Raw genomic sequence first — 14,828 nt, 5'->3', positions numbered from 1 at the left:
ATTCAGCGAGATCCCGAATTGTTAAGAGAGACATTGGCCATGCCGGTCTGGGCATTGTGTGCGGCCTTCGGCTGGCACACCACGCATATCGTCCACAGATAGCGCGCCAGCAGCCACGCCATGGTCAGCAACGCCAGCACCGTGATCGCCAGGAACACATCGTTGTACGCAAGGATATTGGCTTCGCGCGTCGCCACGCCGCCCAGCGACGCCAGCCCGCCGGACTGGATACGCGCCGCCACCTGCGGATCGAGCAGGGTCAGATGCTCGACCAGAATGCTGGAGTGATACTTCTCGCGCCACACCTGGAAGGTGCCGGTCAAGGCCGTGCCCAGCAAGCTGCCCAGCGTTTGCGTAATGCTGAACATGACGGAGAAGCTGATCAGATTATTCGGCGCCGCAATCACCGCGCCAAAACCCGAGATAAACGTCGGCCCCACAAACAGCGCGCCGCCAAAGCCCAGCAGGAACTGCGACACATACAGATCCGACGGCCGCGTGAGATTGGTCGCATCCGAATCCAGATACGCCCCCAGCGCCATCACCGCCAGCGAAAAAATCAGCTGGCCCGGCACCCGCGCCGGCGTGATCGTCATCGCACTGACCACCATGCCAGTGATGGCGCCCAACATCACAATCCACCACAGCGTCAGCATCTGGTCATTGTTCAAACCCAGCGCCTGCAGGAAGCCCACCGTGCCGCTGGCCTCCGACTGCACCACGCGGATCAGCAGCACCGACAACGCCAGCCGCGCGATATTGCCGTTACTGAGCCAGCGCGTATTGAGCAGCGGGCGCGCGCGATTATGTTCGATCGCCAGCGCCGCCGTAATCAGCACGATGGCGCCGGCCAGACAATAGCCCAGCCAGCGCGATTCCAGCCACCACACCGTGCGCCCCAGCGCCAGCACCGCCGACAACAACGCCACGCCCGGCGCGAACAGGCCGAAGGTGACAAAGTCCATCTTCTCGAACGCCTTGACGCGATCACCGTGCGGCAGCTTCAAAAACAGCACGCAAGCCAGCGACACCAGCGCCAGCCCCAGCTCGAAGAAATACAGCCCGCGCCATTCCGCGATCTCCATCAGCTCCGACGAGAACAGGCGCGCCATCGGCGTCGCCAGTTGCGAAAAGCCGATGCCCAGCACCGCGCCCTTGAGCCGGTGCTCGGCCGGGAAAGCCTGCAGCGTGTAATACAGGCCCAAGGTGGTCAGCGCCGCGCCGCTCATGCCGTGCGCCGCGCGCACCGCGATGGCCGATCCCAGTCCGTGCACGAACAAGTGCGCCACCGTGGCCACCGCGTACAGCACCAGAAACAGTTCCGTGAACAGCCGCAGTCCATACTGCTGGCGGAATTTGACCAGCAACAGGTTCATGGAGACATTCGCCATCACATAGGCCGCCGGCAGCCACTGGATCTCGGCCGAGTACACGCCAAGCGATCCTTGCAGGTACGGCAGATTGACCGACACCAGCGCATTTCCCAGGCCGCCGGTAATCGCCACGATGAAGCCCACGATCAGGAAGGCGACGCGTTTTTCAAACGGATGATGCGGATTGGACGGCGATCCCGGCAGGGTTGGACGCTCGTGCGGTTGCCAGACTTGGGGGGCGTAAACGTCCATGCGTCAGGTGTCCTGATTCTTTCTTTTGGAGGAGGAGACGAAAAGCGTTATGGGGAGCATATCACTATGCTCCCCATTGTTGAATACTTCAATGGTATAGGGCGGGGTTACAGCGGCGCGGCGTCGGTTTCGCGGCGGAAGTCACGATGGCTGGCCAAAGCCTGCTTGAATTCGGCCAGCGCGCCATCCAGGGCGCCGGTCGCCGCCTGCCACAGGGCCGGATCGGGCGAGCCATCCTGCAGCGTCGACGGCACGCCGGCCGCCGTCAGCAAGTCCTTGCCGGCTCCCAGCGCGAGGATCGGCTTGCAGTGACGGTATTGCAGGCGCACGAATTCACGCGCGTCGGAGTCGCCGCTCAGCATCGCCGCGCTGGCCGCGCCATCGGCCACGATCACCGCGTCGTATAACACGGCCGGCCCGGCATCGATGGGAATCTCGACATCCACCCGGCTGCCGTCGGCGGCCACCAGTTGTCCCAGCTGCGGCGCCACCACGCGCGGCACTGCGCCGGCGGCCAGCAGGTCGGCATACACCGTCTTCAGGCTGAGCGCATCCACGCCGTGAGCGGCCAGGATCGCCACCTTGCGCGTCTTGATGCCGATTTCACCAGGCCGCGCCTGCAGCGACAGTGCCGGCGACGGCGCGTAATGCGGCGACGGCGCAGCGGTCGCCAGCGGCATCGCTTGCGGCACCTCCAGTCCCAGTCCCTGCGCCACGCCTTCCACCAGGATCGGATCGACATTGGCCAGCATCGACAGCAGGCGCACGCGCACTGCCGCTGTCTGCACCCGGCTCAGTTCAAAGCGGAAGGCGTTGACGATGTGGGCCTGCTCGGCCGGGGTCTGGCTGATCCAGAACAGACGCGCCTGCGCATAGTGTTCGGCGAACAGTTCCGGCTTGCCGCGCACCTTGTCTTCCGGCGGCTGCGGATGCTGGTGGAAGGTGGTGGTGAAGCCGGCCATGCCGGCCTGGAACGGGCAACCGCCGCCCAGCGAATTCGGTTCATAAGAAACGCGGCCGCGATGCACGGCCTGGCGATGCATGCCGTCGCGCTGGTTGTTGTGCACCGGCGCCAGCGGCGCGTTGACCGGAATCTCGTGGAAGTTGGGTCCACCGAGGCGGCTGATCTGCGTATCCAGGTAGGAGTGGATGCGTCCTTGCAGCAGCGGGTCGTTGGTGAAATCGATGCCCGGCACGATATGCGCGGTGCAGAACGCCACCTGCTCGGTCTCGGCAAAGAAGTTGTCCGGATTGCGGTTCAGCGTCATCTTGCCGACCACACGCACCGGCACCAGTTCTTCCGGCACGATCTTGGTCGGATCGAGCACGTCGAACGGGAAGGACTCCGCCTCTTCTTCGGTAAACACCTGCAGGCCCAGCTCCCACTCGGGATAGGCGCCCGCCTCGATGGCCTCCCACAAATCGCGCCGGTGGAAGTCCGGATCGGCGCCGACGATGCGCGCCGCCTCATCCCACACCAGCGAGTGCGTGCCCGCCACCGGATTCCAGTGGAATTTGCAGAACACCGATTCGCCCTGCGCGTTCACCAGCCGGAAGGTGTGCACGCCAAAGCCCTGCATGCTGCGGTAGCTGCGCGGGATGGCGCGGTCGGACATCTGCCACATCAGCATATGGGTCGATTCCGGCATCAGCGAAACGAAGTCCCAGAAGGTGTCGTGCGCGCTCGATGCCTGCGGCATGGCGTGGTGCGGCTCTGGTTTCACCGCGTGCACCAGGTCCGGGAATTTCATCGCATCCTGGATGAAGAACACCGGCATGTTATTGCCGACCAGGTCCCAGTTGCCTTCATCGGTGTAGAACTTGACGGCGAAGCCGCGCACATCCCGCACGGTGTCGGCCGAACCGCGCTCGCCGGCCACGGTGGAGAAGCGCACGAACACCGGCGTGCGCTTGCCGGCGGCGGCAAACGGCGCGGCCCGCGTCAGCGCGCTCAGGTCCTGATAGCTTTCAAAGTAGCCGTGCGCCGCCGAGCCGCGTGCGTGCACCACGCGCTCGGGGATGCGCTCGTGATCGAAGTGCGTGAGCTTTTCACGCAGGATGAAGTCTTCCATGGCGGTCGGGCCGCGCAGGCCGACCTTGAGCGAATTCTGGTTGTCCGCAATCGGCACGCCCTGGTTGGTGGTCAGGCGCTGCCCGCCGCCATCGGCGCGCACGCGGTCCAGGTGGCCGGCCGGGCAGATGCCGGCTGGCGGCGCGCCATTGCCCACCTTGGGCGAGGCGTTATTTTCGCTGGCGGTGCTGCCGGTGGCGGCGGGATGCGGCACCGGACAGGTGCGGCCCGGTTGCGGCGTGCGCGCGGCCTCGCCATGTTCGCCTTCCTTGTTGGCGTTGAACGGCATGCCGGCCGCCAGCTGCTGGCCGCCTTCCACCTTGTCGAGCAAGACCTGCTCCTGCGGGCTGGCGCCGCCCAGGCTGTCCGGCGCGGTTGCCGACGATGGTCCCGAAACGCTGCTCAATACGGAACCGGCCCCCATGACGGAGGCCGGCGATTTCTTCTTGGTTGCCATGGATATCCTCTAGACGCTATAGACGAACGGCGCCCGGCCTGCGGTGCTGCCGTTCGCCCGGCAGCGCTGTGGGCCGGGCGGGGAAGATTATTTGCTGCTGCGGGCGCCCAGCAGCTTGGAGATGCCATAGCCGGCGGCAGCAGCCACCAGCACCGAGATCACAGGGCTGGCGCGCACATGTTCGCGGCTCGATTCGGTCAGGTTGCGGCAGCTGGCGGCCAGTTGCTTGCCGCGTGCGGCCAGGCGCTCGGAGGTGCTTTCCACGCCGTCGGCGACTTTGTCGACGCCGGTGTGTGCTTGCGCTTTCAGGCGGTCGGTGGCCGGCGGTACTTGCTCGGCGATTTTGTCGATGGTGGCGTGGGCGTCAGCGCGCAGATCCTTGCCGACCTGGGTAACACCGTCGCGGGTGTTGTTGATTTTGGTGTCGAGTTTGTTGTCGATGCTGTTTTCCATGATGGGATCCTCTCGTTGTGTGTACAGGGTAGGAACTGCGACAATAGGCCCATCAGGCGCGCTTGACCGTGCGGAAGCTAACAATGATAAAAATGCTCCGCTATGTGAACTGGCACACGGACGCGGCCGCCCTTGCGGCGCATGCTATAGGTGACCCATATCTTCTTTGGAGAGCGGCATGTTTCCTATCTCATCCTTGACCTCGTCCGCGGCGCCGGAATTGCAACCGGTGGGGCGGACGACAGAAACGTCGGCGGTGAATAACGCCGGCATCAGCGCGGTGGGCACGGCAACCGATGCGCCAGTGGCCGGGTCCGTCCAGGTGGATTTATCGCCGGTGGCGAGTTTCCTGTTATCAGTTAACAATGCACAAGAGCAGTTGTCCGCGACGCAGGGAACGCCGGCGCAGCGCGCCGATACGGTGAATGCCGCGGTGCAGGATGTGGTGGATGCGTTCAATCTGCTGCCGTCGGTAGACTTCGACCAGGCGGCGGCACAGCAGGCTTCCTTGCTCAACAATCTGGTCAGCAGTTTGAACCAGTCCAATAATGATGGCGGCAATTCGCAGGCGCAGAATCTGGCACAGCTGGGCGTGACTTTGCAGCCGCCGCTATTGTCGGACTTGACGGGCGGGTTGTCGCTGGAGCCGGAGGTGCTGCGCGCGGCGGTCAATACGAATAATGAGCAGACCACGTCGACGCTGCAGAATACGCTCAATACCTTCCGGCAGATTGCTACCGATTTCGCGGAGCAGTTGAGTTCTGCCGGCAGTTCGCAGATTCCGGGGCTGAATCCGGAGCAGCAGCCGGCGTTGACGCAGGAGGATCTGGTCGCCAACGCGCGGCTCGATCTGGCGCGGGCGGCGCTGGATAACCTGGCGCAGAATCCCTTGCCGGCAACAGCAGCCGACCGGCTGGCGGCGCAGCGCGCACAGCTGGAGCAGGCCAACAATGCGCAGCAACAGCAGATTCCGTCGCCCATTGTGAATCAGCAATTGGCGCAGCAAGGCAACCAGCAGGTGGCGCAGCAGAATCAGGCGGCATTGAACCAGCAGCTACAGCGCGGCAACTTCCAACAGACGCAAAATGCGCAGCAATTGCAGGCGGCGTTTCAGGCACAACAGACGCTGACAGCGCAGCAGGCCCGGGCAGCCCTGCAAGCACAGGCCGCGCAACAAGCGCAAGCCGCTCAGCAGGCGCAGACTGCACAACAAGCACAAGCCGCCCAGCAGGCCCAGACAGCACAACAAGCACAAGCCACCCAGCAGGCCCAGACCGCGCAACAAGCGCAGACCGCTCAGCAGGCCCTGGCCGCGCAACAGGCACAGGCCGCTCAGCAGGCCCAGACTGCGCAGCAGGTACAAGCTGCGCAGCAGGTACAAGCTGCGCAGCAGGCTCAGAACGCTCAACAAGCGCAGGCCGCCCAGCAGGCGCAGACAGCGCAACAAGCACAAACTTCGCAGCAGGCGCAGGCTGCGCTGGATCAGCAGGCGCAACTTGAGCAGACGCAGGCGGCGCAACAAGCGCAGCGGCAGGCCGCTGCGGGTCAGCTGCAGAACTTCCAGCAGGCGCAGGCCGCGCAAGTGGCTTCCCTGCAGCAGACGCTGGCGGCCAATCAGGCGGCAGCCGAGCAGGCGCGGGAAGCCGCCGCCGCTCAACAAGCGCAGCAGGCCACGGATACGCAATCGGCCACGCAGCAGGCCCAGCAAACCGCCGCCGCCCAGACACAGCAGGCGCAACAAGCCAATGCCGAGCAGCAGGATGCCAACGCCGAGGCGCAGGAAGCCAACAACGCGCAGTCGGCCGCCGAGCAGGCGCAGGCCACCGCGCAAGCGCAGACTGCGCGACAGCAGGCCACCAGCACCGTGAACGCCGCCAACGTCGCCGCGCAGGTCGCGCAGCAGCAGGCGGTGGCGGCGCAAAATGCCGCGCAAAGCGTGGTCATCCCCGCCAACGCCAGCGCCGCGCAACGGGCCGAGGCGGCACAGAGCGCCGCCGCGCAAGTGGCCATTGCCAACTCCGCCGCACAGGCCGCAGCCGTGCAGGCGCAAGCAGCCCAGAACGCCGCCGACGCCATGGCCGCACAGAACGCCGCCGCCAACGCGGCTGCGGCGCAAGCCCGCGCCGCGCAGAACAATGCCGGCACCGCCGATGCGGCCACCACCGCTGCCACGGTCGCCGCGCAACAAGCTGCTGCTGCACGCGAGACCGCATCCAGTCTGGCAGCTGCCAATGCCGCTGCCGCCACGGCAGCCCAGCAGGCAGCGGCGGCAGCCAATGCCGCACAACAGGCGGCCGCCGCACAGCAGGCTGCAGCGGCCGAACAGGTCAGTGCGGCTCAGGCGGCCGCCGCGCGCAATGCCGCCAACGCGCCGACCGATCCGCTGCGCGCCAATCCTGCACTGGCAGCCGCTATTGCCGCCTACAACATCAACGATGTGGCAGGCACCAATGCCCGCGCCGCACAACCGGCCAACGCCGTCATTCCGCCTGTCGGCGCAGTGAACGCCGCCGCCCCGACCCGCACCATCGGCAACACGCCATAAGCCCGCTGCCGGCGCGGGCCGCCGACCTCGCGCCTCCCCGCACCCGCCAATGCGGGGATGGCGCGACAATCACCCACCGCCTGCACCGTGCCGTGGCGCCCGCGCCATTGCGCATGGGCCACAGACAATCCACCGCCTGCACCGTGCCGTGGCGCCCGCGCCGCTGCGCATGGGGCCACAGACACCCACCGCCTGCACCGTGCCGTGGCGCCTGCGCCGATGCGCATGGGGCCGCAGGCATTCCCCGCCCGCCAGGGCGCGCAGATGGCGCGGCGGGCAGGTGCCGCGCCGCCCGGCCGCTTTTTCTGCACGCCCGGCATTTTCTGCAATAATCGGGGACATGCCGATCTCCACGCCGCCGCTGCGCCACCTCATCACCTGCATCCTGCTCACCGCCCTGCTCTGCTGGGCCGCCGCGCCACGCGCCATCGCCGGCCCGCAAACCATCCCCTTGATCATAGGCGACACGCTCGACGAACAAGGCAAGCCCAAACCCCTCAGCCCCATCAAGCGCAAGCTGCTGGACGCCCTTGAGCGCGAACTGGGCGTCACCTTCGAACTCCATATGTACCCCTGGGCGCGCGCCGAACGCTACGCCATCGAAGGCGCCGGCATCATCTTCGGCCTGCCCAAAAGCGCCGACCGCCTGCACGCCCCGCGCTACTCCGACGTCGCCGCCTACAACAACCTGTGGATCGTCACCCGCAGCGACACCACCTTCCACTTCAACCACATCGACGACCTGCGCGGCAAATCGATCGGCCTGGTGCGCGGCTACCACTACGGCGAGGAAGTCGATCGCGCCCGCGCCCGCAAATTGTTCCGTACCGACGAAGACATCGCCTCGCGCGGCACCCGCCTCACCCGCCTGATGCTCAAGCGCGTCGACGCCGTGCTGCTGTTCCAGCCCAGCCTCCAGAGCGCGCGCGACGTCGAAGCTGAAATCAACGCCTTCATGGCGCCGCGCCTGCGCAGCATCGGCGCCGCCGCCAACGCCGGCTTCACCGTGCTGCCCAAGCCGCTGGCCACCGACTCCGGCGTGTTTTTCGCCGTCGCCCGCCACAAGGACGACGGCATCAACGCCGCGCTGGCCCGCATCCAGCAGCGCCCACCGAATTAAATTCTGAGGCAGACCCGTTTATGGCCCTAACTCGCACGATAATATTTTGCGTTTTTGGCGATAATCACCGGACTAATCAAAACCGCTGTACGAATCAGGAGATCGCATGAAATTGAAGCATACCGCCGCCGCCCTCGCGCTGCTGACCGCCTTTGGCGCCCACGCGCAAGACACCGTCGTCAAGATCGGCCATAGCGGCCCGCTGTCCGGCTCCCAGTCCTTCTCCGGCAAGGACAACGAAAGCGGCGCGCGCCTGGCGGTGGAGGAACTCAATGCCAAGCCGATCACCGTCGGCGGCAAGAAGCTGAAATTCGAACTGCTGTCGGAAGACGACCAGGGCGACCCGAAAGCCGGCGTGGCCGCCGCGCAGAAACTGATCGACGCCGGCGTGCGCTACGTGGTCGGCCCGTACAACTCGGGCGTCGCCATCCCGGCCTCGCGCGCCTACAATGACGCCGGCGCCCTGATTGCCACCGTGGCCACCAATCCCAAGCTCACCCAGCAAGGCTACAAAGGCCTGTTCCGCGTGAACGCCAGCGACACCCAACTGGGCTCCAAGATGGCGCTGTACGCGGCCAAGGAACTGAAACTGAAAAACGTCGCCGTGATCGACGACCGCACCGCCTTCGGCCAGGGCGTGGCCGAAGAATTCAAGAAGCAGGCCAAAGCCGCCGGCATGACCGTGGCCGGTCACGAATTCACCAACGATAAGGCGTTCGACTTCACCGCCATCCTGACCAAGCTGAAAACCAGGAAAGTGGAAGCCATCTTCTTCGGCGGCTACGCGCCGCAGGCCGCGCCGATGGCACGCCAGATGAAACAGCTGGGCATCAACGCCAAGCTGCTGGGCGGCGACACCATCTGCACCGCCGAAATGGGCAAGCTGGGGGGCGACGCCGTGGGCGACAACGTCCTGTGCTCGCAGGGCGGCGCCATCCTCGACAAAGCCTCCACCGGCCCGGCCTTCAAAGCCAAGTTCAAGGCCCGCTTCAAGCAGGACGCCGACGTCTACGCCGCCGCCTACTACGACGCCGTGATGATGTACGCCCAGGCCATGCAAAAGGCGAACACCATCGACGCGCAAAAAGTGCAGGCCGTGATCAGCGCCGGCTCGTACCAGGGCGTGGCCGGCACCTACGCGTTTGACGCCAAGGGCGACATGAAGCAGTCGCCGGTCACCATCTTCACCTTCAAGGGCGGCCAGCCTTCGCCGCTGACCAGCTACTAAGCGCGCATCAGCCGCGCGCCGCCTGGCGCGCGGCGCGCAGGTCGTCCGCCAGCGGCACGATGGCCAGCAGCAGCAGGACCAGCGCCAGCGGCACGCAGGTCACGAACCCAAGGTACTTGAAACCAAGCGCGCCAGCCAGGCCGCCGATGAAAAACATCGCCAGCAGCGAGCCAAGCAGCGCCAGCCGCTGACGATCCGCCGTCACGCGGCCGGCGGCCGGGTCGCGATTCCAGTAACACAGCTTGCCCAGCTCGATGCCGATGTCGGTCACCAGTCCGGTCACGTGGGTGGTGCGGATTTCAGCGCGCGAAGCCTTGGTGATGATGGCATTTTGCAGCCCCATGACAAAACACAGCAGCGCGACAATGGCGGTCAGGTGCCCCTGCTCCGCCACCTGCACGCCCAGCAAGCCGAACGCCAGCAGCAGCGCGGCCTCCAGCAACAGCGGCAGCGCGTAGCGGCTGTGCGCCTCGCGCCGCCGTCCCCAGTTGATCAGCACCGCCGAGGTGGCGGCGCCGCAGAAGAACGCCCCCAGCGACGCCAGTCCGGCCAGCAGCAGCGCCGTCTCGCCCAGCACCAGATTGTCCGCCAGCGCCGACACCACGCCCGACATGTGGGAGGTGTACTGTCCCACCGCGAAAAAGCCGCCGGCGTTCACCGCGCCGGCCACGAAGGCCAGCGAGCGGCCCAGGCGGCGATTGCTGATGTCGCTGCGCTGGGGGCTGGCGTAGGTCCGCAAATAATGCAGGGGCATGGGGAACTCAGAACTCGCGGTTGTGCGGATACCAGCTATAGAAATCGTTGTCCCACTTGAAGTGGGTGGTGGAGATGGTAATGGTCACGTCCAGCGCCTCGACAAAATGCCACCAGCCCACCGGCAGGAACAGGATCTCGCCCGGCTCCAGCACGCACTCGATCACTGGCACGTCCGCCATCAGCGGGAAGCGCTGCAGGTCGATGTTGCGGCCATCCACTGGCGTAAAGCAGTGGCGATGGTTGTACAGCTTGGGCGTCTCGCACGGCGCGATCATGCGCACCCGCTTGCGGCCGGCGATCTGGATCATGAAGTTGTTGGTCAGGTCGTGATGGAACGGCGTGACCGTACCGGCCGGGCCAAACCAGAAAAAGCCGCTGCTGCCCGGCTGCAGATAGTCATCCAGCGGCGGCAGGTCGCGCATCAACTCCGCCAGTGCCGTTTTGTTCTGACCGTCGTTATTGGCGGTCATGTAGAAATCATTGGTGACGCCGGCATCGCGCACCATCGCCACGTAGTCGCCAAACAGCATGCGGCGCTTGTGGGTGGCGCTGTTCAGCTCGTAGTCCGGATCGGCGTTGCGGCCGAACTGCACCTCCACCTCGCGCTCCCCAAGTTGCGCAGAGAGGTAATCAAAAGTCCACTTCGCGCGCGCCGGGCAATCGTCCAGCATGCCGGTGATGATGACCGGCAGGTTGCGGGTGTAATGTTCTTCAAGGAAAACCGTGCCCGACAGCCCCTGGCGGCGCGGCACAGTGGCCGGCGCCAGCTTGTTCAGCCGTGACGCGATGCCCAGCAGCCAATCGCGTTTGGCCACCCGGTTGTGCATGCGCGCGGCGCCGCGCAGGTAAGGACTGCGCGCGGCCGCCTCCAGCTCCACCCGCGCCGTTCGCTCCGCAATGCCGGATTGCACCATGACGCCGAGCAACGTTTGCGGGGCGGCGCCCAGTATCAGGTTCTCGGCAATCCAGCCACGCCATGAATCATCGATTTCCACTTGCGGCACGGCATTCATGGGCTTTCCATCCTTCACACCAGGTTGACATGCCCCTAGTGTACAGGAGAGGCCACGCCCCTAGTAAGCGGCCTCCGGCAGCACGGCGCGCGCCCGGCCGTCGCGGACGTCGATCACGCGCGGGTACAACTTGCCAAAACTCATCTTGTAGCAAGCCTGGCCTTCTTTCCATGCGGTAGGCAAAACCATTAACATCTGGAAAGATGACGGTTGTTCGTCCAGGACAGAAAACACGGGCGGCGTGCCAGCCAGCACGATGGCTTGCAGCGGCTCGTCGCCCTCGATTTCCATGTGATGGCCGCGCACCGGCATTTCGTAGACATCGCCGGTGACCGTCTCCAGCGTGGCGGCGCCCAGCACGCTGGCATTGTCGCGATTGACCACCAGGTTCAGGCGCAAAGACGGGCGGCCGACCGTGGCGCTGGAGATTTCGTAGACGGCGGCAAATAACTGGCTCATGGCATTCCTAACGTGAAAGCGGTAACAAGGCCTTCACTTTAGGCGTGCCATGCAAAACTTACCTTCCGAATACCTTCCGTTTGCTAAGTCACTGTTTTGGAACGGTTTTAACGCTTGGGCAGCACCCAGTCCGGACGCACATAATGGCAGGTATAGCCGTTGGGAATGCGCTCCAGATAGTCCTGATGCTCCGGTTCGGCCTCCCAGAACGGGCCGGCCGGGGCCAGTTCCGTCACCACTTTGCCGGGCCACAGGCCGGAGGCATTGACGTCGGCAATGGTGTCTTCCGCCGTGGCTTTTTGTTGCTCATTGGCATAAAAAATGGCTGAACGATAGCTGCTGCCGATGTCGTTGCCCTGGCGGTTGCGGGTGGTCGGATCGTGGATCTGGAAGAAAAATTCCAGGATTTTGCGGTAGCTCAGCTGCGCCGGATCGAATGCGATCTCGATCGCCTCGGCATGGGTGCCATGATTGCGGTAGGTGGCATTCGGCACATCGCCGCCGCTGTAACCCACGCGCGTGCTCTTCACGCCCGGCATCTTGCGGATCAGGTCTTGCATGCCCCAGAAACAGCCGCCGGCCAGGATGGCCTTCTCGGTGGTGGTGGTCATCGTCGCTTCCTTTTTTAAATGTCTGTAGGCAATTTGGAGACAACAGCAGATTTCTTCAAGCAAGCCGGAAAAATCCCACTATAATTGAGTATGGGAAATTTCTGATTTCCTGCTCGCGTGCCCTTTCCCTGCCGCGTCACCTCATTCCGGCCTGGACCCAGCCGAACGTCACGTTATTACTTCGTTCCATATTATGGACCAGACCACCAACAAACGTATTCTCGTTGTCGATGACAACACCGAAGCAGCCGACATTTCCGCCGAGCTGCTGGAACTGCACGGCTATCAAACCGCTGTCGCCTATGCCGGCCTGCCCGGTCTGGAAGCGGCGCGCACCTTCCAGCCAAACGCCATCCTGCTCGACCTGGGCATGCCCGGCATGGACGGCTACCAGGTGGCGGCGGCCCTGCGCGCCGTGCCTGATTTCGACCAGGTGGCGCTGATCGCCTTCACCGCCTGGGGCGATGTGCTCACCCGCCAGCGCGTCATCGACACCGGCTTTGACGAGCACGTCATCAAACCAGCCAACCTCGACCGCATCCTGGCGGCCGTGCGCAACGCCATGGAAAAACGCGAACAACTGATCGCAGCCGCCGCCTCGTAGGCAGGTATGATACTGTCGTGGATCAGACAGGAGGTGGCATATGATCGAACGACGCACCCGTCCCGACCGCGTGAAAGCGGTCGCAGTCAACGCCGGTATTGCCATGGCAGAAGAAAAAGGCCGCGAAGCGGCGGCCGAGTTTCTCATGGATGCCGGCGTGCCGCTGCCGGTGATCGCCCGCGTCTTGAGCGAACCGGACAAGCGCCGCGCGGCCGACTTGCGCTAGTCCCTTCAGAACTGGTAGGCGGCGTTGACCCAGACCATGGGCTGGCCGTCCTGCGGCTCCGAACGCGGCGCCCCGCCGTGCGTGCGCCATGCCAGCAAGACCGACGCGCTGATGACGCGGCTGGCATACCGCAGCCCGGCGCCACCGCCCGCCAGCGTGCGGTGGTTGGCGTCGCCAGTCCACGGTGCGCGGTTGATGGTGACGCGGCCGGCGTCAAAGAACACATAGGGGACGAAGGCGCCAGCGGCATAACGCAGTTCGACCTGCGCCAGCGCGCCGCTGTCGCCATAGCCCTCTCCGCTCGGATAGGCACGCACGCCATTGCGCCCTCCCAGACCGAATTTTTGCGATGAATCCAGGTTCTTGCTGGCCCGTTGGGCCGATACACGACCATACAGATCCAGGCTGGAGGTGAGCGCCTGGATGCGCGCCAGGTCCAGGTTCCATTTGGAAAAGTGGCCTGCCGTGCGGGCACTGAGCGCATCGGACGGCGCCAGGTCGGCATCCAGCTGAAGGCGGCCGGGCGTCCAGCTGACGGCGCCGTAGGTCACGCCGCCGCGCAGCAGGGTGTCACGCACATCGAAGTTGAGCGTCAGCGGCAAGCTGTTGCTGGACTTGTCGCTGCGGCTATCGGTGGCGCCCTGGCGGTCGTGCAGGCGCTTGTGTTCGAGCGTACCGGACAGGGTCAGGTTGTAGCGCTGCGAGCGCACCAGCGGGTAACTGAGGCCAGCGCTGCTTACATCGGCGGTGCCGGTGGCGTCCAGCGCGGCAAAACTGTCGGCCAGCGCATAGTAGGAATGGGTGTAGCCGATCCGGCCACGCAGCCCGTGGGCGTTCAGCGGCAACGCGTAGCTCACCGCACCAAACCACATTTGCTCGTCAGTGTACATGCCTTGCATGACCAGTTGGTCGCCCAGCGTGAGCGGACTGTCGATGTCGAGGTTGACGTGCACGCGGTTGCGGCCGGTGTAGCGGTTGCCGTCGTTGTCGATGCCAATCTCGCCGGCATAGCGGTGGTCGCGCTGTATTTCGACGGCAAGGTCACCGGTGCCCACGTCGCGGCCAGGGCGCACCACCGGGATGCTTTTGATACCGGGTTGGTCGTCCAGGATGAGGGTGACGCGTTCCAGGGCGCTGCTTTCAATCACGCTGCCGGATTTCAGTGGCGAGAGGAAGCGCTGGCCCGGTGCGCTCAAGCCGGGATCGCCGTGCGCGGTAATTTGGCCGTAGCGGCCTTCCAGCACTTCGATACGCAAACTGCCTTGCTGCAGGTCCTGCTGCGGCAGGTAAGCGCGCGCAAACGGGTAGCCGGCGGCGCGGTAGTGGTTTGAGATGCTATCTGCCAGCGCGTTCAGGCCGGCGAAGTCATAGGTCTTGCCCTGCACCTGGCCCAAGGCGCGCAGCAGTTCGTCCTGCGAAATCAAGGTGTTGCCGGTGATGGCAATCTGTTTCAGCGTGACCGTTACGCCGCCGGGCGCTACTTGCGGTGGCGGCGTCGGGGTGGTGAGCGGCAGCGCCGCTGCAGGGACGGGCTCGCGCAAGGCGCGCGGGCCGTTTTCCTGTAACAGCTGGCCAGCGTCGGGACGCTGTTGCGCTTGCACCGGGTTGACGATGCAGAGCGCGGTGGCGGTAGTCAGAAAAGTCAAAGCTGGTTTCATGT

At 64.9% G+C, this 14,828-nt stretch carries 13 protein-coding genes; 5 read left to right on the top strand and 8 right to left on the bottom strand.

Annotated elements, in window-relative coordinates:
• Positions 1 to 2: 2 nt before the first annotated feature.
• The 3 genes from ABDW57_RS03880 to ABDW57_RS03870 form a co-directional block, all read right to left on the bottom strand.
• Positions 3 to 1,625 (bottom strand): MFS transporter, encoded by a 1,623-nt coding sequence (locus ABDW57_RS03880; RefSeq protein WP_343728886.1) that lies wholly within the window; start codon positions 1,623 to 1,625, stop codon positions 3 to 5.
• A 107-nt stretch (positions 1,626 to 1,732) separates the two neighbouring features.
• Positions 1,733 to 4,153 (bottom strand): catalase, encoded by a 2,421-nt coding sequence (locus tag ABDW57_RS03875; RefSeq protein ID WP_343728885.1) that lies wholly within the window; start codon positions 4,151 to 4,153, stop codon positions 1,733 to 1,735.
• 87 nt (positions 4,154 to 4,240) lie between these two features.
• Complete coding sequence (locus tag ABDW57_RS03870) at positions 4,241 to 4,606, bottom strand: hypothetical protein (protein WP_343728884.1); 366 nt, start codon at positions 4,604 to 4,606, stop codon at positions 4,241 to 4,243.
• A gap of 178 nt (positions 4,607 to 4,784) precedes the next feature.
• Here ABDW57_RS03870 and ABDW57_RS03865 point away from each other — a divergent pair, with 178 nt between their 5' ends.
• From ABDW57_RS03865 to ABDW57_RS03855, 3 genes are all read left to right on the top strand, one after another.
• Positions 4,785 to 7,151 carry a hypothetical protein gene (locus tag ABDW57_RS03865; RefSeq protein ID WP_343728883.1) on the top strand — a complete coding sequence of 789 codons (2,367 nt, stop codon included), beginning with the start codon at positions 4,785 to 4,787 and terminating at the stop codon, positions 7,149 to 7,151.
• A gap of 340 nt (positions 7,152 to 7,491) precedes the next feature.
• Positions 7,492 to 8,271, top strand: a complete 780-nt coding sequence (locus ABDW57_RS03860) for a transporter substrate-binding domain-containing protein (RefSeq protein WP_343728882.1) — start codon at positions 7,492 to 7,494, stop codon at positions 8,269 to 8,271.
• A gap of 106 nt (positions 8,272 to 8,377) precedes the next feature.
• On the top strand, positions 8,378 to 9,499 hold the full coding sequence (locus ABDW57_RS03855) for a branched-chain amino acid ABC transporter substrate-binding protein (protein WP_343728881.1): 1,122 nt from the start codon (positions 8,378 to 8,380) through the stop codon (positions 9,497 to 9,499).
• A gap of 7 nt (positions 9,500 to 9,506) precedes the next feature.
• Here the strand turns inward: ABDW57_RS03855 and ABDW57_RS03850 are convergent, their stop codons facing one another.
• The 4 genes from ABDW57_RS03850 to msrA all read right to left on the bottom strand — a co-directional run bounded on the left by ABDW57_RS03850 (position 9,507) and on the right by msrA (position 12,338).
• Complete coding sequence (locus ABDW57_RS03850) at positions 9,507 to 10,253, bottom strand: YoaK family protein (protein ID WP_343728880.1); 747 nt, start codon at positions 10,251 to 10,253, stop codon at positions 9,507 to 9,509.
• Positions 10,254 to 10,260: 7 nt separating this feature from the next.
• Positions 10,261 to 11,268, bottom strand: a complete 1,008-nt coding sequence (locus ABDW57_RS03845; protein ID WP_343728879.1) for a cupin-like domain-containing protein — start codon at positions 11,266 to 11,268, stop codon at positions 10,261 to 10,263.
• A 60-nt stretch (positions 11,269 to 11,328) separates the two neighbouring features.
• Positions 11,329 to 11,727: a DUF1842 domain-containing protein gene (locus ABDW57_RS03840; protein WP_343728878.1), complete on the bottom strand. Its 399-nt coding sequence runs from the start codon at positions 11,725 to 11,727 to the stop codon at positions 11,329 to 11,331.
• 107 nt (positions 11,728 to 11,834) lie between these two features.
• Positions 11,835 to 12,338: a peptide-methionine (S)-S-oxide reductase MsrA gene (gene msrA / locus ABDW57_RS03835; RefSeq protein ID WP_343728877.1), complete on the bottom strand. Its 504-nt coding sequence runs from the start codon at positions 12,336 to 12,338 to the stop codon at positions 11,835 to 11,837.
• A 193-nt stretch (positions 12,339 to 12,531) separates the two neighbouring features.
• On the opposite strand from msrA, the gene ABDW57_RS03830 reads away from it, so the two are divergent.
• On the top strand, positions 12,532 to 12,942 hold the full coding sequence (locus ABDW57_RS03830; RefSeq protein ID WP_343728876.1) for a response regulator: 411 nt from the start codon (positions 12,532 to 12,534) through the stop codon (positions 12,940 to 12,942).
• 40 nt (positions 12,943 to 12,982) lie between these two features.
• Entirely contained in the window at positions 12,983 to 13,168 is a 186-nt protein-coding gene (locus tag ABDW57_RS03825; RefSeq protein ID WP_343728875.1) for a hypothetical protein, read from the top strand.
• A gap of 5 nt (positions 13,169 to 13,173) precedes the next feature.
• On the opposite strand, the gene ABDW57_RS03820 is transcribed toward ABDW57_RS03825, so the two are convergent.
• The gene (locus tag ABDW57_RS03820) at positions 13,174 to 14,826 is read right to left on the bottom strand and encodes a ShlB/FhaC/HecB family hemolysin secretion/activation protein (RefSeq protein WP_343728874.1); all 1,653 of its coding nucleotides are present in this window, start codon (positions 14,824 to 14,826) and stop codon (positions 13,174 to 13,176) included.
• Positions 14,827 to 14,828: the final 2 nt, after the last annotated feature.

This window comes from Duganella sp. (genome assembly GCF_039595735.1).
Classification (GTDB): Bacteria; Pseudomonadota; Gammaproteobacteria; order Burkholderiales; family Burkholderiaceae_D; genus Rugamonas.
This window is presented reverse-complemented; position numbering and strand designations above follow the sequence as displayed.